Annotated in this window: 14 protein-coding genes; all 14 read left to right on the top strand. The window is 44.0% G+C overall.

Annotated features, from left to right (window positions below):
• The first annotated feature begins 468 nt into the window (after window positions 1–468).
• The 14 genes from AC0YN7_RS08745 (at window position 469) to eboC (ending at window position 25634) form a co-directional block, all read left to right on the top strand.
• Window positions 469–6372: a discoidin domain-containing protein gene (locus AC0YN7_RS08745; RefSeq protein ID WP_475809590.1), complete on the top strand. Its 5904-nt coding sequence runs from the start codon at window positions 469–471 to the stop codon at window positions 6370–6372.
• Window positions 6373–6930: 558 nt separating this feature from the next.
• Window positions 6931–7782 carry a helix-turn-helix transcriptional regulator gene (locus tag AC0YN7_RS08750; protein ID WP_475809591.1) on the top strand — a complete coding sequence of 284 codons (852 nt, stop codon included), beginning with the start codon at window positions 6931–6933 and terminating at the stop codon, window positions 7780–7782.
• A 304-nt stretch (window positions 7783–8086) separates the two neighbouring features.
• Window positions 8087–13384: a ThuA domain-containing protein gene (locus AC0YN7_RS08755; protein WP_475809592.1), complete on the top strand. Its 5298-nt coding sequence runs from the start codon at window positions 8087–8089 to the stop codon at window positions 13382–13384.
• A 112-nt stretch (window positions 13385–13496) separates the two neighbouring features.
• Window positions 13497–14417: a multicopper oxidase family protein gene (locus AC0YN7_RS08760; protein WP_475809593.1), complete on the top strand. Its 921-nt coding sequence runs from the start codon at window positions 13497–13499 to the stop codon at window positions 14415–14417.
• 39 nt (window positions 14418–14456) lie between these two features.
• Window positions 14457–16355 (top strand): stalk domain-containing protein, encoded by a 1899-nt coding sequence (locus AC0YN7_RS08765; protein ID WP_475809594.1) that lies wholly within the window; start codon window positions 14457–14459, stop codon window positions 16353–16355.
• Window positions 16356–16380: 25 nt separating this feature from the next.
• Window positions 16381–17781 carry a leucine-rich repeat protein gene (locus AC0YN7_RS08770; protein ID WP_475809595.1) on the top strand — a complete coding sequence of 467 codons (1401 nt, stop codon included), beginning with the start codon at window positions 16381–16383 and terminating at the stop codon, window positions 17779–17781.
• Between the two features lie 23 nt (window positions 17782–17804).
• Window positions 17805–18305, top strand: coding sequence for a hypothetical protein (locus AC0YN7_RS08775; protein WP_475809596.1), 501 nt, complete (start codon window positions 17805–17807; stop codon window positions 18303–18305).
• Window positions 18306–18494: 189 nt separating this feature from the next.
• Window positions 18495–19973, top strand: coding sequence for a sugar ABC transporter ATP-binding protein (locus AC0YN7_RS08780; RefSeq protein ID WP_475809597.1), 1479 nt, complete (start codon window positions 18495–18497; stop codon window positions 19971–19973).
• Window positions 19974–20001: 28 nt separating this feature from the next.
• Complete coding sequence (locus AC0YN7_RS08785; protein WP_475809598.1) at window positions 20002–20973, top strand: ABC transporter permease; 972 nt, start codon at window positions 20002–20004, stop codon at window positions 20971–20973.
• 148 nt (window positions 20974–21121) lie between these two features.
• Window positions 21122–22168, top strand: coding sequence for a substrate-binding domain-containing protein (locus AC0YN7_RS08790; RefSeq protein ID WP_475809599.1), 1047 nt, complete (start codon window positions 21122–21124; stop codon window positions 22166–22168).
• A gap of 45 nt (window positions 22169–22213) precedes the next feature.
• On the top strand, window positions 22214–23065 hold the full coding sequence (locus tag AC0YN7_RS08795) for a sugar phosphate isomerase/epimerase family protein (RefSeq protein WP_475809600.1): 852 nt from the start codon (window positions 22214–22216) through the stop codon (window positions 23063–23065).
• A 14-nt stretch (window positions 23066–23079) separates the two neighbouring features.
• Complete coding sequence (locus AC0YN7_RS08800; RefSeq protein ID WP_475809601.1) at window positions 23080–23904, top strand: TatD family hydrolase; 825 nt, start codon at window positions 23080–23082, stop codon at window positions 23902–23904.
• Entirely contained in the window at window positions 23905–24765 is an 861-nt protein-coding gene (locus AC0YN7_RS08805) for a sugar phosphate isomerase/epimerase family protein (protein WP_475809602.1), read from the top strand.
• Window positions 24765–25634: a UbiA-like protein EboC gene (eboC, locus tag AC0YN7_RS08810; protein ID WP_475809603.1), complete on the top strand. Its 870-nt coding sequence runs from the start codon at window positions 24765–24767 to the stop codon at window positions 25632–25634. Before AC0YN7_RS08805 ends, eboC begins: the two co-directional genes overlap by 1 nt.
• Window positions 25635–25649: the final 15 nt, after the last annotated feature.

The following is a 25649-nucleotide window of genomic DNA, read 5'->3' on the forward strand; positions in this document are numbered from 1 at the left end:
TAGATTGATATTGCGCTAAGAAGGAACAAGGGAGGCTCAGTGCCTCCCTTTTCTTTTTTTATCGATAGGATGAATCAATCAAAGCTTCGAAAACTGACGGCAGCTTCACTCGTTCATGACGAATTTTCGTAACAGCATATATGTATCATTATTTTATAGGGTTTTTGTTACTTATTGGAGAGGGTTTGAACTATAAAATGGAGTTATTACGAATTTTATAGTTTATTTTATCTTGGGACGAAATTAATCTTGAGGTACAACATGATTCTGATAGGACCTACATCGGCACTGGGGAAAATTACGTACAGATTGAAGGGAGCTGAAAAAATTCACGGAATGCAATTCAAACCGCACCATGGGCTACAGAAGCCAAGGAGCTCCTCATCAAACAAGTGATTTTGGATTGTGATGAGGGGGCTATATTTTAAAGATGATCTTGAAGAAAACGGAGAAAGAAGGGGAAATATAGTGAAAAAATGGAGTAAGTTCACTGCGATCATCCTGTCAGCCACCATGCTGGTTACATCATTCATTGCATATCCCGGTACAAAGGTTAGCGCACAACAAGTGCCGGGAAATGCCCCATTTATCAACTCATGGCTAGTGTCAGGGCCTTTCGATTCACCTGTTGTGGACAACATTTACGCATGTGAAGTGAGGGAAGTTATAAACTTGGCGCCACTAGCGTCTGATTTAACAGCTTCATCATCAACGCTATCTGTAAATCCAGTATCTTATCTCGTAGATGGGAGCACGAGAAATCAATGGGTAACACAGTATGATCCAAGTCCATGGGTAAATCTGAAGTGGGAGGATCCTATCGACTTAAACGAAGTTAGTATTGCACAATGGGGCGAACCCCGTTTCGTCAACAGTTGGTATCATATTACTTTTACGCTTAAAGACGGCAGCAAAATAGAATCCGGACAAGTTAACAGTACATCGAATAAACCTACTGAGCCAACTGTTTATAAGATGCCCTCTGTGCTAAACAATGTAGTAGAAATGAAAGTTGAAATCAATAAAGGGTTTACACCTTTACTAGATGCCCACGGAATTTCTGAAATTGAGATTTACAACAGGGCTAGTTCTGAGTCTAATCCTAATACTGCTCAAGTTAGTCCAAGACTCGGTGATGAATTAAGTGTTGATAGCGACAGTGAAAGTCACAAATGGGAATATTTCGATGATCGGATTTACAACCGAAACTATGACGATTATCAGGATTTGTATGGTTACTATACAGTGAAAAAAGGAATCGATACGAAAAATAAGTATGTAAACGCACATACATACGTATATAGTCCGGTTGACCAACAGGCTTATTTCAATGTTGGCGCCAGTGGCTCATACCGACTGTATGTGAATGATAAATGTGTAACAGCACCTTCCGTACCAGTAGAAGTCCAAAAGGATTTGACCAAACAAGCTGTCCAACTGAAAAAGGGTTGGAATAAGCTGATGGTTCAAATCAAACATACGTATACAGAAGATGTGAATAGCAACAATGTTCCGATAGGGAAAGACCAGCACGTAGCCTATCTCGGGTTTTATGGCCGAATTGCGGATCAAAACGGAAATAAAATAAGCGGTCTAATCCATTCAGTTGAAGGTGAAAGTGAAACTTTAAACATTGTCACTCAAGGCCTTTCAACCGAAGATGAGCTGGAAGAATCACTTCCAACTCATACTATGCCGATTGGATACAAGGAATGGCCTTATGTATGGAATAAATCGAAGGACAGTAAACAATATGGAGTTTCAGCATCGGCATTCCAATTTATGGCGGGCGGTGGACAGCCTGGTTATACGTGGACACTCGTAGACGGCAAATTGCCTGATGGCTTGGAATTAAACGCAGATGGCACCATAGCGGATGGACTAGTGAACGGAAATGTTGACCTAAATAGCAACAAAGGTATCATTGGGATCAACACGAAACCCGGAGACTATAGTTTCACTGTGCAGGTAACGGATCGTGATGGAAATACGGCGAGAAAGAATATGACCATTACTGTCAAAGAACGCCCTAATAAATGGTTTGAAGAAGGGCGAGTAGGGGCTTTAACTCATACCGGCCCTGTATATAGTTATTTTATAGATCCAAATTTCTCGGCCGATTTATGGGCAGACAGAGCAAAACGGCAGGGGCATTCATTAGTATCAGTAGAAACTTTACAACAAAATTATTATTGGCCGTCCAAATTTGCGGATCCGCAGCATGATCGACAAAAATATCTCCCTAAGGATGAGAGTGGCCAGGTAGTAGATGGATTAAAAAAGTTTGAAGAAGCTGTAAAACGTCATGGCATGAAATTCGGCCTCTATTACGCAACCGAAGGCGGGGGCTTACAACATTTTTCTACGGATGTATTTATGCAGAACGTGGAGGACCTCATTTTGCGATACGATCCAGCATACCTTTACTTTGATGGTCCGCAGGCAATGCCCAACGCCAATTATGACGTGATGTACAGTAATATACGCAATTACAGTGATGACATTATCGTTAATAGTAATACGAATCCAGGTTGGGGCGGCGATTTCGGTGATGCTGACTTGAGAACTTTTGAGTCAGGACTCTTTTCCAATACGGAAAGCAATTACCTAGCAAAGCGTACGGTTGTGGAATCCTGGAAGCCTCAACCAACAAGGAACAATTATTCGCCGTATTATGCTGTACGCGATGATTACCTCCTGGTTGCCAAAGAAATGATCATGGATGTCGGCAGAGGGTATGTTACTAATATCGATCAGGCGCCAATTGGTGGCCGTGGAACGAACTGGGATTCTCCGGCAGATGTTGCAACCATATATCCCAAGCAATCGCAAGATTATATAGATTTTCGTGAAGGGCTTGCGAGCTGGTTTGCGCCTGAGGGTAAGCCGGAGAGGCACGAGTCTATGACGGGCACGGAGCCATATTTCTTATCGGGCTATGGCTACGAAGACAATGGCAAAGGGAATTATGAGAAGTTCGCTTTTCCGAACAGTACAACAGGACCGCAATGGGGTTATGCAACCTACAGGGACAATAATATTTACCTGCATATTATAAAAGGGCCTGACGGCAAAAAAGGATTTAACGCCATTGCTGATAAAACTTTAACCATTCGTCCGATTAAAGACAAAGTGACGTCTGTATCATGGCTAAACGAGGATATTCCGGTAACGTCGTTTGAGCAAAATGGAGATAGCTTGACTATTCATCTTGACAATGTTCAGGAAGACCGAGTGGATACGATCATCAAGATTGTAACGGATAATCGTGAACGCAATTATACGCTTACGAATGTCAATGCGACGGGCGAGCAGTTATCGCCTTCGTCACTCCAAATCAACACCGAGGGATATATGACATTCACGGCCCTTAAAGCTCAGCTTTCCGGTTTAACTTACCATAGCGGGAATGCTGACATAGCGGCCGTCGATAATAACGGAATCGTAACTTCGGTATCGAATGGAACAACAACCATTATGGTAAGCGGTACTTATGAGGGAGTTACTAAACAAGATACATTGAAAGTAACAGCAAGTGAAGGGAAAATTTATGTGGGCGAGAGTATGATCGCGGCAACTTTGCTCGTCAATGGCAAAGAATCATACGGTGAGTTCAACACATTAGAAACACTCCGCTATCAGATCGAGGGCAGGTCAGCGAAAGGCGGAGCCATCGGATTGGATGCGGCACAAATCGTGTGGCACGGCGGCATCGTTGACGTGCAAGCGGCGGACAAATATAAGCCAGTTTCGATCAAAGAAGTAAGTACCTTTACTTTCAACAAAAATGGAATGATCACGCCGTATGTCGAGCGACTGATGAAGGGCGTTGTATGGGCGGATGTTACGTTAGAGGGGAAGACGTTTACGACCAATAAAGTCTTCATGGATGTGCTTCCTTACAACAATCTTGCGAAGTCTGCCGAAATTACAGCAAGCCATGATCAAGCTACGGTAGAACATTTGGTAGATGGCAAAACCATCGACGGCATTCATTATGATCAATCAAAATGGTCCGTTGCTGCAGGTGAAAAGGCATGGATTCAATTTAAGCTACCGACTAAGTCCGAAATTACAAACATCAATATCCACTTTAATTCGTTGGAACAAAACTATATCAATACGCCGAAATCGATTAAAATTCAAACGAGCGAGGATGGTACGATCTGGAACGATGTCAGTACCGTTAATGGTCCGACGGGGAAAGCTTATTTCGGATTCTATAATCAATATCCAGTAAACACTTCGGCGCAATATGTCAAATTCGTATTGGAGGGCGGCTCGAACGGATCGACGATGGATTTTCTAGAAGTGGCTGTGAACGGAATCGATAAGTCCAATTTGTTCGATAGCTTCGAATACGAGTTCAAACCAGTGAACGCGACGACAGGGAAATATGACATTAAGGCTTACACTGGCGCGGGGGAGCAAATCGGTGAAAATGCCGAGGTCGTGGTGACAAGTGAAAATCAGGATGTCGTTGCGGTGGATCATTCCAACCTGATAACGGCTGTTTCCGAAGGCATGGCCAAACTGAAGATAAAGGTAATGATTGGCGGACGTTCATTGGAGAAAGTGGCCTATTTATATGTTGATAAGTCAGGCCATCTCTATATGAGTTCTTATTTAGACGAGGTCAGCGTTACGCTGAATAAAACGACAATTAAACCTAATGACCCGATCGTTGCTGTTATTGAAGGCTTGTTAAACACAGGAGAAAAAGGTGATTTGTCTAAAGCTACCATAGAATATCTATTTAGCGATGAGAGGTTATCCGTCGTTGAAGGTAGCAATACGATTGTGGTGAATGGCAGCATTCGCAACGGATTTCGAGCAACGGTTACGGTAAAGGCTACATTGGACGGGGTGACCGTTGACAGCCGTCCGGTGCCCATACAAATAACGGGGAGCAATATCGCACCGCTGTCGAACGTGACGGCAAGCTCGTCTTTCAGCAGCAGTTATTCAGAAAGCTATGCCATCGATGGGAACCGGGCGACGCCTTGGGCCAGCAAGGGCGATCTGGGCGATCCTTGGATTAAGCTGACGTTCGATCGCGAAGTAAAGATCGGTAGCATCAATCTCGTGGAACGGGAAAATTCACCTAACGACGTGTTCACGAATGCCAAGCTTGAATGGGAAGGCGGATCGAGAGAGCTGTCGGGATTAAAGTACAGCGGAGACAATATCGTTGATTTTGAAACGCCGATAACCACAAGCTGGATGAAGCTCACGATCAAGAAGATTGCTTACAATCCAGGGCTCATGGAATTTGAAGTGTTCGAGGCAGAGGATACATTCGAGAAGGCTATCGTAGATTACAAATCGGTCAATGTGGATACGAAGCAAGGCGAAATCCCAGCACTGCCTGCACAGGTGGAAGCCGTATACAACGATGGGACTACCGGTATGGCTGATGTTAACTGGAATCCGATCACACTGGACATGGTAGAGAAAACGGGTGTGTTCACTGTTGCAGGCACAGTTGAAGGAACAACAGCAAGAGCTAAAGCAACAATAACAGTTACAGCAAATGTCGAGGCAGGTAGCTACATCCTAACGGCTACCGGAGACGCTAGCGTCATTGCGGGCGAGTCCTTTGATGTGACCTACACGTTGAGCAATGTTGCAGAATTCGTGTATGCACTGGATCAAACGATCCATTATGATCCATCCCAAGTAGAATTCCTTTCAGTCGATGCCTTGCAAAGTGGATTTTCGATCGTTGGGCAGAAAGCAGGAGAAGGTGAGATTCGCATTCTGATGGCAAGTGAGGGGTCCGGAAGTGCAATAAAGCACACGGCTCCTGTATTGAAACTGAACTTCAAGGCCAAGGAGGCTAGCCAAAACGTAACGAGCTCGATATTCTTAACCGACGTAGCTGTTGCGGGTGCTGGCGGAATCGAAACGACGGTGAGCAATGGTTCCGCGTACACGATTCAAATTATCGCAGTGGATAAAGCGGCATTGCAAGCGCTGGTTACGAACGCGCAAGCATCGCATGATGCAGCGATAGAAGGAGTTGGAATAGGTCAGTATCCAGTAGGTGCGAAAGCGATAATGCAAGCGGCAATTGATAGCGCTAAGGCAGTAGCGGGTCAAGGTGGTGCTACTCATGATCAAGTAGATCAAGCGATCGCTCAATTACAGGCAGCATTGGAAGCATTTACAGCTTCCGTAAATGTAGCGGCAGTTGGCGACTTGAATGGAGACGGTAAATTCAGCATTGGTGATCTCGCTCTCGTCGCGGCAGGCTATGGAAAGACTGATGCTGATGCGGACTGGGCTCTGTATGAAAAAGCGGATGTGAAACAGGACGGAAAAATAGACATCGAGGATCTTGCAGCTATTGCTAGATTGATACTGGGTTAATTTCGAAAAGGGGAAGGCATGATGCCTTCCCCTTTTCTTGTGCGCCCAGCATGGGCGCTATCTCTAGGGTTCAAGTCCCGAATGGTGAAGGCAGTAGTAGCCATAGCTTAAGGCAAGGGTGTCCATCGCGAGGTGGAATCTGAAGGAAGCCGGCGGCAAATGTCATCGGAGTGTCCACTATATGGGGGTTTAACCGTTTCTATGTTCAAGTTTTCCGATAGCACACGTTTTTTAGTCATTCGCAAATGTACATTTTTTGGTGAATGGATTATAAAGAAATTGTAGTTTTTTCGTTTTTTTGTTGTTTTTATCGGGCGCTAGAGATCGTAAGATGGGCATGAGGCAACCGTACTGCCAGATACAAAATGTTATCAACAATGATACAAAATGTATCAGTTGAGCAGTTTGAAGAGGAGACGATGGACTTCTGATCCATTCATGCTCATGCAATCTGTTTCATTGGCCGCCGTGCGACATTCCGTCGAATAAATGGTTTGAAAAAATCGGTTTGTGCAGTCTGTTTGTTATCAAGCTAATCGAAGGTGGGGATAAAATAAAATGCCAATCATTTTTTTAGATTCACCTAACTTTTTGTCAGCTAGTTTGGTTCGATGCGATCACTCATCTGTGCACCGATTTATTCCGAATCCACACACAAGTATCTTTTTTCTTCAAGAAGGGCGCGGGGAGATCTATTACGACAACCAGAAGCTATCGATCTTGGAAGGAGATTTATTAGTTATTCATTCGCACACGGAATATCGCTTGAAATCAACTGCGGGCAGCTGTCTTCAAGGAATTATCATTTCTATCAACAGGTTACATATTTCTGGGTTGCCGCAAGGGGCATTGCTTGAACCTCAAATGCTGCCAATATTAAGTATGGTGAGAGGGTCCGATCATTTTAAACGTTTGTTTTCGGATATTTATGAAGAAGCCAATACTTCCGCCATTGGATCTACGGAGATCATCGCGTCCATGCTTCGAACCTTACTCATTTTGTTCTACAGATTCACTGGGCATTGCAAGCGTACATCAACGATGTCTATCTCTCATGTTGTAAGAGATTACATCGAAATGAATTATTCAAAAGATCTTTCATTAATTGAATTAGCAGGAATTGTATATGTTAGTCCCTATCATTTGGTCCACTTGTTTAAAGGTGAAATCGGAACGTCCCCTATTCAATATTTGATAAAGTGTAGAATCGATAAAGCAAAAAGACTTCTTATAGGGACCAATCTTACTGTAAAAGATATCTCTTTGAAGGTTGGTTATCCAAATGCCAATTACTTTAATCTTTTGTTTAAAAAAATAACGGGTGTATCGCCTGGAAAGTTTAGAAAGAAGCCGTCAGATCTTAATAGACATACCGTTTCCTTGCAGAGCTCGTATAACGCTCTTGATTAGTATTCCTCCGATATGAACACCACAAGAATCTATAACATTTGCCTCAACTTAGTTTATTGTTCGGCTTAACGGTTTCCATTACATTAATTTTATGCGCTGATTTTACCATACGTTTCACCAATGATGAAGGCGCTATCAATTAGGAATAATAGTTACTTTGTAGTGGCATCTTCTTGAAAGGGGGGATGACGGTAAGTCAAATTGCTGAATGTAGAAGCTGGGAAGTGAGGTGAGAGGGTCAAGCGACTTATGCAAATAAGAGGCGTTACATTGGTTTAGTGGATATTAAAAGGAGGTTAACGGAATGAGACAACGACGCTCTATTATATCTTCATTTTTGTCTGTTGTAATGTTTTTCTCTATGGTCCTGTTGCCAATTAGCTCTGTAATTGGTTCTGAAGAAGCATCCGCACACGAAGGTGAGCTTCATAAGAAGGTACTGGTGATTACGAAAACAACTGGTTTTCGACATGCGTCCATTGATCAGGGGGCTAAAGTAGTTTTGCCTCAGATGGCGGAAAAATACGGTTTTACAGTCGATTTTACGGAGAACACCGCAGACATCAATGCCGCCAATCTGGCGAAATACGATGTTGTCTTTTTTGCAAGCACGACTGGTAATTTTAAAGATTGGGGTTTAACGGAGCAGCAAAAGCAAGATTTCATGAGTTTTATTAAATCTGGAAAAGGTTATGTGGGCACACACTCCGCAACCGATACCGGATATGATTGGGCGGAGTACGGCGACTTGACAGGGGCCTACTTCACTAACCATCCCTGGACGCAAAAGGTAACCTTCAATGTGGAGGATGAAAACAATCCGGCGACATCCCATCTGGGTCCATCATGGGAAGCGTTGGAAGAAGTGTATTACTTTAATGAAAGTCCCCGCACCAAAGGGAAGCATGTTCTCTTAAGCTTGAATATGAATAGCAATGGTGTTACTGGCGGTCCGTTTGAGGATCATCCTAATGCTTGGTGCAGTCCAGTCAGCGAAGGAAGAATGTTCTATACGGCCTTGGGCCATCATACGGAAACTTGGTTTAATGAAGATTTCCAAAAACATCTTCTAGGTGGTCTCCAGTATGCATGGGGTGAAGCAACCGATACGGATTGCGACGAACCTTCACCGAGAGTGGGCTTGCAAAAGCTTTCCCTCACCAACACCATTTCAAGCCCTGTTGGTTTGGATATCGCCAAAAATGGCACGGTCTTTGCTATCAGCTTGCTTGGCAAAGTTTATGAAGTTTCACAGGATGGAGATACAAAAGAAATATTAAATATCCCAACCACACTTGAAGGTGAACACGGATTAATGGGAATTGCCCTTGATCCTCAATTTGATGTAAATAACTACATGTACTTGTATTATACAGATCCTGTGAAAACAGCGGATAACAAACTAATTAACCATCTTTCACGGTTTACTTACCAAAACGGAAAGCTCGATGCAGCCTCAGAGCAGCTCTTATTGGAGCTTCCTTCGGATCCGGGCTGTTGCCATCAAGCCGGTTATGTCGCTTTTGGCCCGGATGGAAAATTGTATCTGACGTCCGGAGACAATGGTTTGCCAACATCAGGTCCGCAATTAGGCGCTTTACAGACATCCCAGAACTTAGATGATATGCGAGGGTCCATTCTTCGCATTAATAAGGACGGATCGGCTCCGACGGACAATCCATTCTATACGGACAACAATAAACGGGATGCGCGAGATTTTATTTATGCATATGGATTCCGTAACCCTTACCGTATTTCCTTCGAGACAAAGTCGAACGGAAACATGATCATTTATGAAGGGGATGTCGGCCCGGATGGAACGTTTAACGGCGGAACAAACGGAGACTTCGATGAACTCAATGCTGTAACCGCTCCAGGCCAAAATTTCGGTTGGCCATACGGGATTGGCAACGTAGCTTATAGCAAAGAAACACACGGAAATAGCAAAATCGACACCGCTTTATTTGCAGAAAAATTTGCCCAAACCAAAAAGCCTATTGCTTTCTATCCATATGCCAATAAAGCGCCTTGGGGAGGCGGAGGAAGGACGGCAATGGCAGGTCCTGTGTATAACTATACGGGACCGAATGCGATTCCAGGCCTTCAAGGTAAGTTCTTGGCATACGATTTTGCCCGCCAATGGGTTAAAGCCGTTACAACAGATGATAACGGAGAGATTTCAAAAGTTGAGGATTTCTTATCTGGATTGCTTCTCCCGATTGACATGAAGGTTGGACCGGACGGTGCGCTTTATATCGCCGAATTTGGAAGCTCTTGGAACGTTGATCCTAACGAATCCATTACAAAAATTTTCTATGGAAAAATGGAAAGAAAGCCGGTTGTCATGGCCAAGGTTGACTCGACGTCCGGACGCACGCCGCTAACTGTCCATTTCGATACAACAGGAACCGCGGATCCAGATGGCGATGTCATTACTTATGCGTGGAATTTCGGAGACGGACAAACATCGACGGAAGCAAACCCTTCGCATACGTTTACGGCAAACGGGGTTTTCAACGTCGTATTGACTGTAACGGACAGTACCGATAAGTCTTCCGTTTGGAACACAACCATCACGGCAGGCAATACCGCTCCTAAAGTGAAAATCACCTCGCCTGTGGACGGACAATTCTATACGAATGGGCAAACGTTCGCATTTTCCGTAGATGCCTATGACGAGGAAGATGGCAAGATCGCGTGCGGAGATATCAATTGGTCTGCGTTGTTGCTTCATGACAGTCATTACCATCCGATGTCTCCGGAAACCGGTTGTCAAGTTGATTTCACCTTGCTAGACGAAGGACACGGACCGGAAGCAAAAATTGGTTGGGAAATTATCGCGGAAGTTACCGATAAGGGAGCAGAAGGTTCAGCGCCGTTAAGCGCAAACGATTCCATTACCTTCAGGAATAAGCGCATTCAAGCTGAAGATTTCGATGAAATGAAAGGAATCCAGCTTGAGGATACAACTGATGTTTATGGCGGTAAAGCAGTCGCATATATCGATGCTAATGACTGGATCCTATTCAAAAACATTGATATGAAAAACATCGAGAAGATGTACTTCCGATCGGCATCCAACTCCGCCCCAATTAATATCGATGTGCGCTTGGACAGCCTGACTGGCGAGAAAGTAGCCACAGCTACGGGAGTAACCACCGGCGGATGGCAAAAATGGACGACAATTAGCGCCTATGTAACCCCAACATCAGACGTAGACGATGATGCAAATGCAGATTTTCATGATGTTTACGTTATTTTCCCGACGGGTGCAATGAACCTCAATTGGATCCAGTTTGCGTTCCCTGGAGATGCACGCCCTACAGAAGCATGCGCGGTAACCTGCATTGATCCTCCGGACCTTAGTAACGCCATTAACCGATCGGGTTGGACGGCAACGGCCAGCGATTCTGGAGCACCGGCATCCAATGCGTTTGATGGCAATAATTCGACCCGTTGGACAACTGGCAAGGTTGCAAAGCCGGATATGTGGTACCAGCTCGACATGGGGAAAGTGCAAACAATCAATCGTATATTTGCCGATCACGGAACGAGCACCGATTTCTTCCGCGGCTATGATTTGCTTGTTTCTACGGACGGACAAACGTGGACTAAAGTAGCAAGCAAAGATACGAGCTGGAGCGGCGGATCTCAAATGGACGAGAGCTTTGCGCCCGTTGATGCGCGCTACGTTAAAATCGTGAACAAGGGATCAAGCTCTAGTTGGTATATTTCCATTCATGAGATGTATGCATTTGCTGCTGAGAAAGTTAAGACGCTTAAGAGCATAGCAGCGCCCGCAGCAATCACGGGTGTGGCCAACGGAACGGCAAAGACGGCAGCAGCCCTTGGCTTGCCTTCCACTGTAGAATTAGTTACCGATTCTGGAAATTTGAATGCCAATGTGACATGGAATGTTGGCGCTTCAAGCTATGACCCAGCTCTAAAGACTGCACAAACCTTCGCTGTCAATGGAACTGTAACCTTGCCAGCAGGGGTGGAAAATCCGAACAACGTGGCATTGACAACGAGCGTCAGTGTAACTGTACTTGCTGCATCGCGCTCGGCATTGTCCGTTCAGATCGAAGCAGAAAGTTTTGATTCCAAGTCAGGGAGCATTATCATCGAGAATAACACCCAGGATACAGGCGGCGGACAGCATATGGGATTTATTAAAGACGGAAATTATTTAGTATTTAAAAATCTTGATTTTGCCAGTGGTGCTTCGGAATTTAATGCAAGAGTATCTGCAGATCAAGCTGCTGGGGGTACGATCGAAGTCAGGCTGGACAGCCCGACAGGTACAGTAGCGGGAACGCTTACTGTCAGTGATACGGGTGGATGGACGAATTTTAAGACGCTAACTACCCCAATTACACGTGTTAGAGGTATTCATGACGTATACTTTGTGTTTAAGACTTCAAGAAATTATGTAGCTAACTTAAATTGGTTTAAGTTCGATGTGGGCAGCAAAATCGTGGAAAATATTACAGCACCTGCAGCTATTACAGGACTGACTAATGGAACAGCAAAAACAGCGGAAGCCCTTGGGTTACCAGCAACAGTGCAATTGGTGACCAATGCAGGAAATGTCAATGCCAATGTGGTATGGAATGTAGGGACATCATCCTATGACCCAGCTCTAAAGACTGCACAAACCTTCGATGTCAATGGAACTGTAACCTTGCCTGCAGGGGTGGTAAATCCGAACAACGTGGCATTGACAACGAGCGTCAGTGTAACTGTGCTGGCGGAGACAAAACCTCAGTCACCCCAGTCTACATTGACAGGTTCACAGGAGGTAACTCCTGGTCAAACATTCGATATAACGATGGGGTTAAGCAACGTTACGCAGAGCGAACACCAGCAAATGTACGCTCAAGATTTGACGCTTCACTATGATCCGGCGAAATTGCAGTTCGAATCGGTTGCATCGCTGAAAGACGGATTCCAAGTTATCGATAAAATGGAGTCTGTGCCGGGACAAATCCGGATTGTGGCTGCAAGCGTGAAAGCGAATCAAGGAGTGCTTGGCGTGCCAGCACAAGGCGATTTGCTCTCATTCAAATTTAAGGCTAAATCTGCAACTCAGGCGGCCAATACGACAGTTTCTGTAGACCAAGTCGTTATTGCCAACGGACAGGGGAATGAACTGTCAGTTGACGGAGCTTCTCGCGAGATTAAAATCAGTATAGCGGTAGATAAATCGCAATTGAATGCGTTGATCGCAAGCGCTCAGGCTAAGCACAATGCAGCAGTGGAAGGAAATGAGGACGGCTTGTATGTGGTTGGATCTAAAGCGCAATTGCAATCGGCAATCGATGCGGCTCGTGCGACAGCAAACGATCCGAATGCCACTCAGCAGCAGGTAGATGATGCTAAAGCTGCATTGGATGCGGCAATTCAAGTGTTCGAAACGATGAAAATAACCGCAGATATTAATGGACAAGGCGGTATTACGATCGGAGACTTGGCTATTGTTGCAGGGGCATACGGTAAACTACCAGGTCAGGATGGCTGGAATGCGAAAGCGGATGTCAATAAAGACGGCAAGGTTGACGTTCTAGACCTTGCAATCGTAGCTCAAGCGATCTTGAAATAAACAGCACCGCACTTTAGCGACATTTAGGGCGGATCGGTAATGAAATGGGGGGAGATCTATGATTCTCCCCCTTCTCTTTTGGAATGAGAATTTTAATAAAGGAGAATCGCAGATGAGAAAAAGGGTAGTTGTTGCGCTCTTTCTGTTCTTTGTATGTACTGCGGTGTTCAAATACAGCACGCTGCAATCCATATTCGCACAGGAAACAAACGTAAAAAAAATCAATTTGTATGCGACAGATGGTTACGTTACGATGCCCGACGGAAGCCAAATGTATATTTGGGGATATTCTTTGGAGAAGGAAAAAGGAACGGCGGTTTATCCTGCTCCTACCCTGGAAGTTGAGGAAGGAGATCAAGTCGAAATTACGCTGACGAATCTGGGTCCCTCTAAATCGGGGATTCTTCCTGTCGCTCACACCATTCATTTCCATGGGCTGGACACGGATCAAAGGAACGACGGGGTTCCGCACACCTCCTCCCCGGTATTAGTGGGACAAAGCTTCACCTATAGCTTTAAAGCCGATCATGCCGGTACCTATTTCTATCACTGTCATGTAGATACCATTGAGCATTTGCAGATGGGTATGACGGGATCGTTTATCGTGAAGGCGAAGTCGGGAGCCAAACAGGCGTGGACAGGAGGTCCGTCCTATGATAAAGAAGCAGTGTTTCATATGAATGAGATTGATAGATCTTGGCATGACGCAGTTGAACACAGAAATAAGTATGACCGGACAGTTTTTATACCGGATTACTGGACAGTGAATAGTGAATTCAAAGCCAAAAGTGAGGGTTCTGAAATACAAGCGCAAGCAGGGGAGACCTTCTTGATTAGACTCATCAATTCCGGTTATGAGAAACGTACATTTCATATGAATGGCCTTACTTTTAAAGTGATTGCGTCGGATGGCAGGCCTTTGAAGCAGGCCGTTGACAAGCAATCCATAACCTTGGCATCGGCAGAACGATACGATGTAATGGTTAAGTTTGATCAAGCGGGCGCTTATGAGGTTGAGGTTGACGGAGAGTAACAATATATTTATATGGAATCTATGGTGGTGATGAGAGGCATGTTTCGTGTCGCAATGATGAAATGGTTTTTTCTCTTATTCGCAGCGTTCTGTGCGCTGTTTATTGTTGCTTCCGCGAATGCAAATGCTGTGGAGGCTAGGAAAGTCCAGTTATATGCTACAGATGGCTATTATACCTTAGCGGATGGAAAGCAGGTTTATATTTGGGGCTACAGTCTGGAAAACGAACCGGGAACCGCGGTATTCCCAGGACCCAAAATTGAAGCGGAGGAAGGAGATATCGTTGAAGTTACCGTGACCAATATTGGTCCCAAAAAAAACGGAGCCGATTTTCAAGTCCGTCCTCTCCGTGTCAAGGCTCTTGATGATCAGAGTGCCGATGATCGGATTTTGTCTGTCGGTCAAAGTGACACCCGGCTAATAAACGCGAGTCAAGCCGGTTCCTACTATTATTACTCCTATGATGTCAATCAATATGGACTCCAGATGGGGTTGAATGGACCTTTTGTCGTTAAAGCCAAAAGCTCGGCCAAACAAGCATGGACCGGCGGACCTGATTTTGACAAGGAATATGTATTCCACATCAATGAAGTCGATCCGGAATGGCACCAAACTGCGGAAGTCGGAAATTTATACGATTATGAAAAGTTCCACCCCCGCTATTGGACAATCAATGGAAAATCCTTCCCTGATTTGGAAAACGACCCCTCCTCGATGATCCACGGTAAAGTAGGAGAAAAAATTATGGTCCGTTTAATAAACCCGGGAAGGGATGAACATCCGATGCATCTTCATGGTCATCACTTTCAGGTCATCGCGGAAAATGGAGTACCGCTGCCGATTCCCGTAGATAAGGACACCGTTAATCTGGACCCCGGGGAAACGAAGGATATTCTCGTTACATTTGATCAAAGCGGTCATTTTCCGTTCCATAGCCATAAAATCGTTGATAATACGAATAACGGAGTTTATCCGGGCGGACTGCATACGATGACGCATATCGAACAGGCTGAAAATCCTGAGGAAGAAACGATCACCCTAAAAATCGGAGAGACACATGCCACGATAAACGGTGAGCATGTCATGCTCGATGTCGCTCCCTTTCAGTTGAAGGGGGATACCTATGTTCCATTTCAGTTTATTGCTGACAAATTCGGAGGGACTCTACAGACGAATGCGAAGGATCGCAATTATATCTATAAGACGGAAAACTCCGAGATTCAGTTATGGTTAATACAAAAGTTAGGCATTATGAACGGACAGCAGGTTCGATTGCAATCACCCATCTTGCAAGTAAAAGGAAAAGTGATGGTTCCATTAAGCGTGATTTCGACCTATTTATGCTCGACAGTTGACATGGATCATACTTCAGACGCGATAACGATAAAGTATCAAACCGGTCAGGAGTGCCATATTCCGGTTCGCGATCAGACAGCGCCGTTAGTTCAGGCTGCTCCGGCAGGAGGCACCTATGGTTCTACTCAGAACGTGACTTTAAATATTCAAGACGATGACCCGAATGCCGTAATTTATTATACACTGGATGGTTCTACACCGACGAAGACATCTGCTACGTACTCAATTCCTATTCCGATCTCCCAAAATACAATATTGAAGTTTATCGGGATAGATACTTCAGGAAATTCCAGTGATGTCCATACGGAAAGCTATATCATCGAATCTGCTTCCGAAGTAGTGGTGGATGTCATGAATGACCGATTCTCTTCGGCTCAAATTACGGTCAAAAAAGGGACTACGGTTACATGGGTTTTGAAGAGCACGATGATGCATACCGTTACTTCATACGAAGGGCTATTTGATGGCGTTGTCACTCCCAATGGAAATACGAGATTTAGCTATACGTTTAATGAAACAGGAACGTTTGATTACTTCTGTATGGTTCATCCGTATATGACGGGAACTGTGATCGTCGAATAACAACGGGGAAGGAGAAGAGGGTGCTTTGAAATGGAAAAGTCTATGTTTCCTTCTAGTTTGTTTGTTTTTGATAGAGATAACCAGTGGGGCCTCCGCGAATGAGGGGAAGGTCTCTTTCACGGATGCCAACCTGGAAGCTGCTGTGCGGGACACATTGAATAAGCCTGCAGGAGACATCACGATTTCGGACATGGAAAGATTAACAAGTATGGATGCGTCCGGTAGAGGGATTAACGACTTAAGCGGTATCGAATATGCGACTCACTTACAGTCTCTCAATTTAGCGGAAAACAGCATCCGTGATGTGACGAAATTAGGGGCATTATCCCGTCTGGACACTCTGATCCTTAACCAAAATGAAATCGCGGAATTGGATGCGCTCGGCAACCTTGCTTGGTTGAAAACGCTTTGGCTGACAGGCAATCAAATATCCCAGCTAAGTGGAATCGGTTCCTTGACTCAGCTTGAGCATTTATATTTGGCTAATAATCAAATTGGAAGTTTATCCGGATTGGAAAACTTGTTTCAACTTAAGGAGTTAAACCTGGCTGGAAATCAAATCAATGATCTCGTTGCTATACAGACATTGACTCAACTGCAATCTCTCAATATAGAAGAGAATCTAGTAACCAGCATTTCCGGGCTAAATGCATTAAACCAACTGGAATGGCTTTCTCTTTCTTTCAACCGGATAAAAGATCTAACGCCTATAGGCGGATTTTCCCAATTAAAATACCTCGATGTAAGAGGAGTGGCAATTTCTGCTGAATCGAATCAGGTATTGAAGCAACTGCAAAACCAAGGCGGGATTGTGGAGTATAGCGTTAAAAATCCACCTTCAGATTCCATGCTGCTGCTGGAAAAGAATGCGGATATTGTAGAGCCGGGGGAGGAGTTTGCGATAACCATTAAGGCGAATACAAGTGACATCTATGGGTTTGACATAAACTTTGAATACAATCCGCAGCTCGTCAATCTTGTGGGTTCACCGATTCTTCATGAGGATTTCGGGTCTTTGAACAGTACGGCCACCCTGTCTTATGATGATCAAGACGGAAACATAAAAATGGTGGGTAACCGTATCGGCGTTGAGGAGGGGGCAAGCGGTACAGTCGGATTAGTGATACTGAAATTTAAGGCTGTAGGGAACAATGATGTATCCGTAATGGCTATTGATGAAAAGAGTGAATTATTTGACTCCAGCGGTCATATCCAACCACTTGACGCAGACGTCCAAAGCGCTGTTGCGGTTTCAAGTCCCGATATTAATGGGGATGGTTTGTCGATCGGTGACCTTGCCCTGGTAGCCCAGGCATTTGGAACAACTTCTGCCGACAGCGGGTTCGCCAATCATTTGGACATGAACAAAGACCAGAAAATCGACTTAGTAGACCTTGTTTATGTTGCATATAAACTATTGAAATGAATGGGAGGAATAGGTGAGGTAGCATGAAAAGACATTATTGGCTATTGAGTGGTGTGCTGCTTCTATTCGTTTTATTGGGAATAGGTAATATTTGGAACGACAGGACAACGACTGAGATGGACGAATCGCAGGTTGGTCTTAATGAAATCCAAGGAACGGTTCGCGAAGTCTCCGCCCAGCTAATGAGTACGATCAACTCTGATGAGCAAACTTTTATCTATTTGTACGAACCAAATTGCAAACTATGCAGTAAGATGGAGCCGATCATAAATGCGTCAGCAGAGAGAAATGGAATTACGCTTCCGCGATTGAATCTCCATAAGTACAAGGATGTCCAAGACATAAAAAATGAAAAAGGAATCCCTCTCATAAAATTTTATAAGGAACTTCCCGCAGTCGCATACTATAAAAATGGTTGGCTGATTGCGTGGGCCGAGGGTGACCAATCGGAAAAAACAATCGATGAATTTTTTGAGCATTTTCGCTTTAATGACGAAGAAGAGCAACATCAGGATCATGAATAATAAGTAACAAGAATAAGGAACAGTCCTACAGTCATTTTCACAGCTGCGGGGCTGTTCTTTATTTTATTCATTAATTTTAATAATCACAAGAATCTATAACTTGTCCTCAATTTAGTTAATTGTTCGAACCAACCCATTCATTTACGATTGGTTTATAACATATTAAATCATCAGGAAGCAGGTAGAGAGATGCTGCTGGAAATGAAGGGGATATCGAAGAGCTTTTTCAGAGTGAATGCGCTTAATCAAGTGCAACTGCGACTTGATAAGGGAGAGGTCCATGCAATAGTAGGGGAAAACGGCGCCGGCAAATCTACTTTGATGAAAATACTTGCTGGCATTTATCAGCCGGATGAAGGCGAAATCTATTTGCGCGGTAAGCCGGTGACGATCGCCTCGCCTAATGTTTCAAAACGGCTTGGAATTTCCATTATTCATCAAGAATTGAATCTCATCCCTCAGATGAGCGTGGCGGAAAATATATTTCTTGGGCGAGAGCCAAGGAGAGGCGGCGTTTTTTTCGATTTCAAATCGATGGTGCGCGAAACGAAGGTTTTATTGGAAAGGTTTAATTTGCAACTAGACCCTCGTGCGCTTATTAGCAGCTTGAGCATTGGTGAACAGCAGATCGTGGAGATTGCCAAAGCGATGTCCATAAATGCGGAAATATTGATCATGGATGAACCGACCGCTGTTCTTGAGGAGAACGAAGCGCAAAAGCTGTTTGAGCTGATTCGTCAGTTTAAAAGCAAAGGGGTAGCCATCATCTATATTTCCCATCGTTTAAACGAGTTGAAGCAATTTTGTGACGGGATCACCGTGCTGCGCGATGGACAATTCGTGACCAGACTTCCAATGGAAGGGTTATCGGAGAGAGAGATCGCGAATTTAATGGTAGGTCGTGAACTAAGCGATCTTTACCCGGATAAAAGAAATCGATTCGGAGACGAGATATTAAGGGTCGAGCAGCTTACGCGAAAACCACATTTTGAAAATATCAGCTTCTCGGTGAAGAAAGGCGAAATTGTCGGCTTCGCTGGATTAATCGGCGCCGGTCGTACAGAGCTCATAAGAACCATATTTGGCGATTGGCGTCCGGATGAAGGCACCGTTTATTGGAAAGGCAAGAAATCAACTTTTAAGAGTCCATTACATGCAGTAAAAGCAGGTATTGGGTTCGCTACCGAGGATCGGAAACGGACAGGACTTTTTCTGGAGCTGGGGGTGATGCAGAATGTATCGGTAACCTGCTCGGATAAAGTAAGTAGATGGGGTTTTATCCGTCGAAAGCTGGAAAAGAAATTAGTAGAGCAAAAGGTAAATGAACTAAACGTCAAAGTAAATAAGCTAACGAGACCTGTCAAAAATTTAAGTGGTGGAAATCAACAAAAGGTAGTGCTCGCGAAGTGGATCGCTTCTGACAGCGAATTTTTTATTCTGGATGAACCGACCCGGGGAATTGATGTAGGAGCTAGAAAGGAGATCTACGAGATGATTTCCAGTTTGGCGGATGATGGGAAGGCTGTGATCGTTATATCATCGGAGCTGCCAGAAATTTTGGGATTATGTAACCGCATTCTTGTTATGCACCACGGCAAAATTAAAGGAGAACTCGATCATAACGTGGCTAATGAACAAAATGTTATGGCATTAGCTACAGGACTTTAAAGAAATAACAGGAAAAGGAGTATAATGCATGCCAACCGCAGTAACAACAAAAGAAGAAGTAAAGCAAGATCAAAGCTGGATTAAATATGTATGGGATCAATACAGCGTGTTTTTCGCACTTATTGTGTTAGTTGTTTTTGCTTCCATATTAAGTGAACACTTTTTGAGCGTTGCCAACATTACGAACATATTGAGGCAGGTTTCCATTATCGGGATCTTATCACTAGGCATGACGTTTGTGATCATACTGGGAGGGATTGACTTATCGGTTGGTTCCATTTTAGCTTTATCCGGTACCGTCGTCATGACTGCTCAGGTAAATTTCGATTCCTCAATTATCGTGTCGATTTTGCTGGGTTTATTGTGCGGCCTATTCATCGGTCTAATTAACGGTTTGATGGTGACATACGGAAAAATAACGGCATTCATTGCTACTTTGGCCATGATGACGATCGCGAGATCTTTAGCTCTTTATTATGCGGATGCAGGCGCCATTTCGGGTATGAATTCCACTTATGCCAAAATCGGAAACAGCTATGTATTAGGCATTCCGATTCCCGTTATCATTTTTGCGGGGATGGTCATTCTATCTTACATCGTGCTTGAGAAAACGGTGCTTGGAAGACACATTTATGCTGTTGGAGGCAATTCGCAAGCAGCGCGTCTATCCGCCATTTCGGTATTCCGAGTCACCATCATATCGTATATGATTTGCGGTTTGACAGCAGCTATCGGTTCGATTATTGAAACTTCCCGTCTTAACTCGATTTCTACTTCAACCTCAGGAAATATGTATGAATTGGATGCCATTGCTGCTGTTATTATTGGCGGCGCCAGCTTGGCCGGGGGAAAAGGACGCATTCTTGGCACCTTGTTTGGCGTTCTTATATTGGGAGTTTTAAGTAATATTATGAATTTGTTAAATATTTCACCGTACTTGCAGGGAGTAGTTAAAGGCTTAATTATTGTTGCGGCTGTCTTACTGCAAAAGAGAGACTAACAAGGTGAAACGGCTGTCGCCGTCCTTACGGCGGTGGCGCGTTTCATTCCGGAGAAATATAGAGAAAGTATGGCGAAATGTTATACTTTCCTATATTTCAAGAAAACAAAAATCTCATTAACTATTATATTAATTGGAGGGTCAATCGATGTTGAAAAAATTATGGGTATTGCCAATGGCTATAATGCTTGTTTTCGGAGCTTTGATTACAGGTTGTACGGTGGAGAACGCAAGCAAGCCAGCAGGTGCGAACAATGCAGAGAATACGAATGAGAATCCGGCAGCTGCAAAGGGCACTTATACGATCGGGATATCCCTTCCTTCCGCGGATCACGGATGGATGGGCGCATTGGTCGCCAACGCCAAAGCGGAAGCGGAAAAGCACAAAAATGTGAAATACCTCATGTACACGGCGAAAGATCCGGCCAAGCAAACTTCCGATATCGAGGATTTGATTACCAAAAAAGTCGACGCTATTGTCATGCTGCCGATGGAATCGGCCGCTTTAACTCCGGCAGCTGAAAAAGTAGGCAAAGCAGGGATCCCGCTTATCGTTGTGGACCGTGCCGTCAATACGGAAAACTATCGTACTTATGTTGGAGGAGACAATTACGGCATAGGTTATGGAGATGCCAAATATTTAGTAGAGGAATTGAAGAAGAAGAATGGTAAGGCTGCGGGTAAAGTCATCGAGATTTCCGGAGTGCCGTCTACCGTTACCGACCTCAGATCAAAAGGATTCCGCGACTATATTAAAGATTTCCCGGAAATTGAAATTGTGGCCACACAGCCTGGTGATTTCACAAGAGAAAAGGCGCTAAAAGCAACAGAGAACATTTTACAAGCGAATAAGCAAGTGGATGCCGTCTATTCGCAAGATGACGACATGACAATAGGAATTGTTCAAGCGATTCGCGATGCGAAGCGCGATAAAGAAATGTTTATCGTCAGTTCCGGCGGAATGAAAGAAGTTTATCAAATGATGAAAGAGAAGCAATCCCCTGAGGTTATCGTATCTCTGACATACTCGCCAACAATGGGAGGCACTGCCGTTAACTTGGCAGTTAAAATTATGGAGAACAAAGGTCTGGAAGGATTCTGGGAACAATCAGTGCCGCATCACATCGTGCTGGAAGCAACTCCGGTTACTCCGGAAAACGTAGATCAATTCATTAAAGAGAATTCCAACTATTGATTCATTGAAAGGAAAGAAGCGATTCATAAAATGTAGGAGGTTCATATGCGATACGCGATCAGCAGTAATGTTTACACTCGCTACTCTTTGATTGAAGCCATTGACAGTATTCATAATTGCGGGTATTCGGCATTGGAGATTCTCGCCGACTATCCTCATATTAATCCTCTAGATATTTCATACCATGAGGTGAAACAGGTAACGCGCAAGTTGGAACAATGGGGAATGTCTGTAAGCAATATAAATGCTAATACTGCGGTTTGCGTAAATCAAGCGGCTCTGAACTGCGGAGAGACCATATTTGAGCCTTCTTTATGCAATCAAAAAGAAGAAGTGCGTCTTCAAAGAATTCGGTATACCGAAAGATGTATAGACCTTGCCGTGGAATGGGGGGCGTCTTGCGTCAGCATTACATCCGGCAAGAGTCTGGCCGGGAATCATCCGGATCAGGCAAATGTTTTGTTGGTGGATTCCTTGTCCCGCATTTTGCAATATGCAGAAAAAAGAAATATACGAATCGGCATTGAATACGAACCGGGATTATTAATTGAAAACGCTAATGAAGCCCAGCGAGTCATTGAGGCAATCGATTGTGACTTGCTTGGCATAAATTTGGATATTGGACATGCTGAAGTTGCTGGCGAGCCGCTCGCAGGAACAATAAAACATTTTGGCGAGAGAATCACCAATATTCATCTTGAAGATATCCGGGGACGCAAACATTATCATTTAATTCCCGGGGAGGGCGACATTAATTTTGGGGAAGTTTTGGCAGCGCTTCAATCGATTCAATATGATCGCTTTATAACGTTGGAAATTTATTCGTACTTCCAGGATCCCGATACAGCAGCAAGACGTGCACTTGCTTACATGCAAAATTATTATATTACACACTAAGGGGAGATAAGAGTATGCAAATTATTGATCCACATGTCCATATGTATTCAAGAACGGTAGATGATTATGAAAGAATGTCAATAAGTGGAATTGAAATGGTCGTTGAGCCTGCATTCTGGCTTGGAAGCGAACGGACATCGGTTCATACGTACTATGACTATTTCAACCATATTCTGAACTTTGAACCAACAAGAGCCAAGAAGTATGATATTGAGCATTATTCATGTATCGCAGCGAATCCCAAAGAAGCAAACAATTTGGAGCTTGCTCTTCAAGTCGTTGAAGGAATGGAGCCATTCTTAGACCACCCAAGATGTTTGGCAATCGGTGAAATCGGATTTGACAAAATTACGGATGCGGAAGAAGAAGTAATGCGCCGACAGCTTGAGCTGGCTAAGAAAAAAGACATGCTTGTTATGGTCCATATCCCGCATTTTAATAAACGGGAAGGTACGATAAGAACGATTGCAATTATGGAAGAAATAGGAGTACGCCCTGAGAAGGTATTGCTGGATCATAATATTGAAGAAACCGTTGACCTTGCTTTGGAATACGGCGCATGGGCTGGTATGACTGTATACCCAGGAAAAATTACACCTGAGAGAGCGATTGCCATTATGCAGCAATATGGAACGGATCGGGTGATGATAAATAGTGCGTGTGATTGGGGACCGGCTGATCCGCTCTCTGTTCCTCGTACTTGTAAAAAAATGAAAGAAGCCGGATTTTCACAAGAAGAGATTCAAAAAGTCGTTTGGGAAAATCCGTATCAATTCTATAAAATGTCTGGGAAATTACAGGTTCAGAATCAGAGGTTCGAAACAGTAGGAGGAATCTAGATGAAGCTGGGTTTCAGTGCCAATGCCTATAAAAGATTCGATTTACTAACAACAATCGATACCTTGCATGACATTGGTTTTGAAGGTATCGAAGTACTGTGTGACATCCCGCACGCCTATCCACCCGATCTAACTCCGTCCCGAAGACAAGAAATCAAATCAAAAGTTGAACAAAACGGGATGAATATATGCAACTTGAATGCATTTATGTTGTACGCCCTTGGGGATTGTTGGCGTCCTTCTTATATAGAAAGGGAAGCAAGCGAGAGACGGAAAAGGATCAACCACACCTTAAGCTGCATTGATCTAGCTGCAGAGTGGGGGGTCCCTCATCTCTCTATTGAACCAGGAGGACCGCTTGACGGAGCGAAGGAAGATTGGGCGCTGGATACTTTCGAGGAAGCGATCCACGAACTCGCCGAACACGCAGAGAAAAAAGGCGTAATTGTTATGATTGAACCTGAGCCGGAATTATTGATCGAGACTTCCACGCAATTTCTAAAGTTTATGGAACGTATATCGTCACCCTATATCGCTCTTAATTTTGATATCGGTCATTTCTACTGTGCAGGGGAAGATCCTGTACAATTGGTTCGCCAATTGGCGCCATATACAAAGCACTATCACTTGGAAGATATTTCGACTTCAAGAATACATCATCACCTGGTTCCTGGTGAAGGAGGGATTGATATAAGAGGCGTACTCTCCGAAATTGCGAAAACAAATTATGAGGGATTTATTACGATCGAGCTTTATCCGTATGAAGAAGATCCGATACCCGCCACGAAAAAAGCATATGAGTATGTCTCAACGATCATCCAAGAGTTGACCAGCGCAAAAACCATGATTAAGGGTTCTTGATGAAAGCTTATTTACAACTTCTTCGTGTTCCCAATTTAGTAACATCCGCAGGTGATGTATTGGCTGGGGCGTTTATTGTCTCCAGCCTTGCTTCTGGTTTCTACGATAGGATGTGGTTGTTGCTGCTTTCTTCCATCCTGCTATATGCGGGAGGTGTTGCTCTAAATGACGTAATGGACGCCTCTGTCGATCAAATGGAACGACCTGAACGGCCAATACCATCTAAGAAAATTAGCGAGGACTTTGCGGTCTTATTGACTTGTCTGTTATTTCTAGGCGGTATATTCCTCTCCTACGCTTTCAGTCCATTAAGTTTTTATATAGCTCTGGTCCTGGTTTTGTTTATTGTTATTTACAATACATGGGCTAAAAAATACGGTATTCCGGGCGCATTGGTAATGGCAGTATGCCGAGCGCTTAACTTATGTCTAGGATTTTCATTTTTGCCTGAATACTTTTGGAACTTTGCGTTAGTGGGGTTATTTCCTTTCTTCCATATTATCGGCGTAACGGCCCTGAGCCGTGGTGAAAATTACGGGTATGAAAGGAAGACCATTGTAGCTATTGCGCTAATTCCACTCGGCATTGCGGTAGGGTTGATCAGTTTAGCGATGATTAAAGATTCTGTATGGCCGACACAGCTGTTTTTTATTGCACTTTATTGCTTTTTTGGGGTGTTCGCCTTGTATCCTGCCATTCGAGATCCTAAACCTTCATTTATTAAACGTGGAGTAAAGTATGGAATCCTGTCACTGCTGATATTAAATGCGGCGCTCGTTTCTATTTTCGATGGCGGTCTTCACGCATTAATTGTAGCTTTGTTAATTGTTGTATCTTGGTTGTTGTCGCGATTCATATCTATGACCTAGTGAAACCAGAAAGGA

This window comes from Paenibacillus sp. J31R122 (assembly GCF_056269185.1).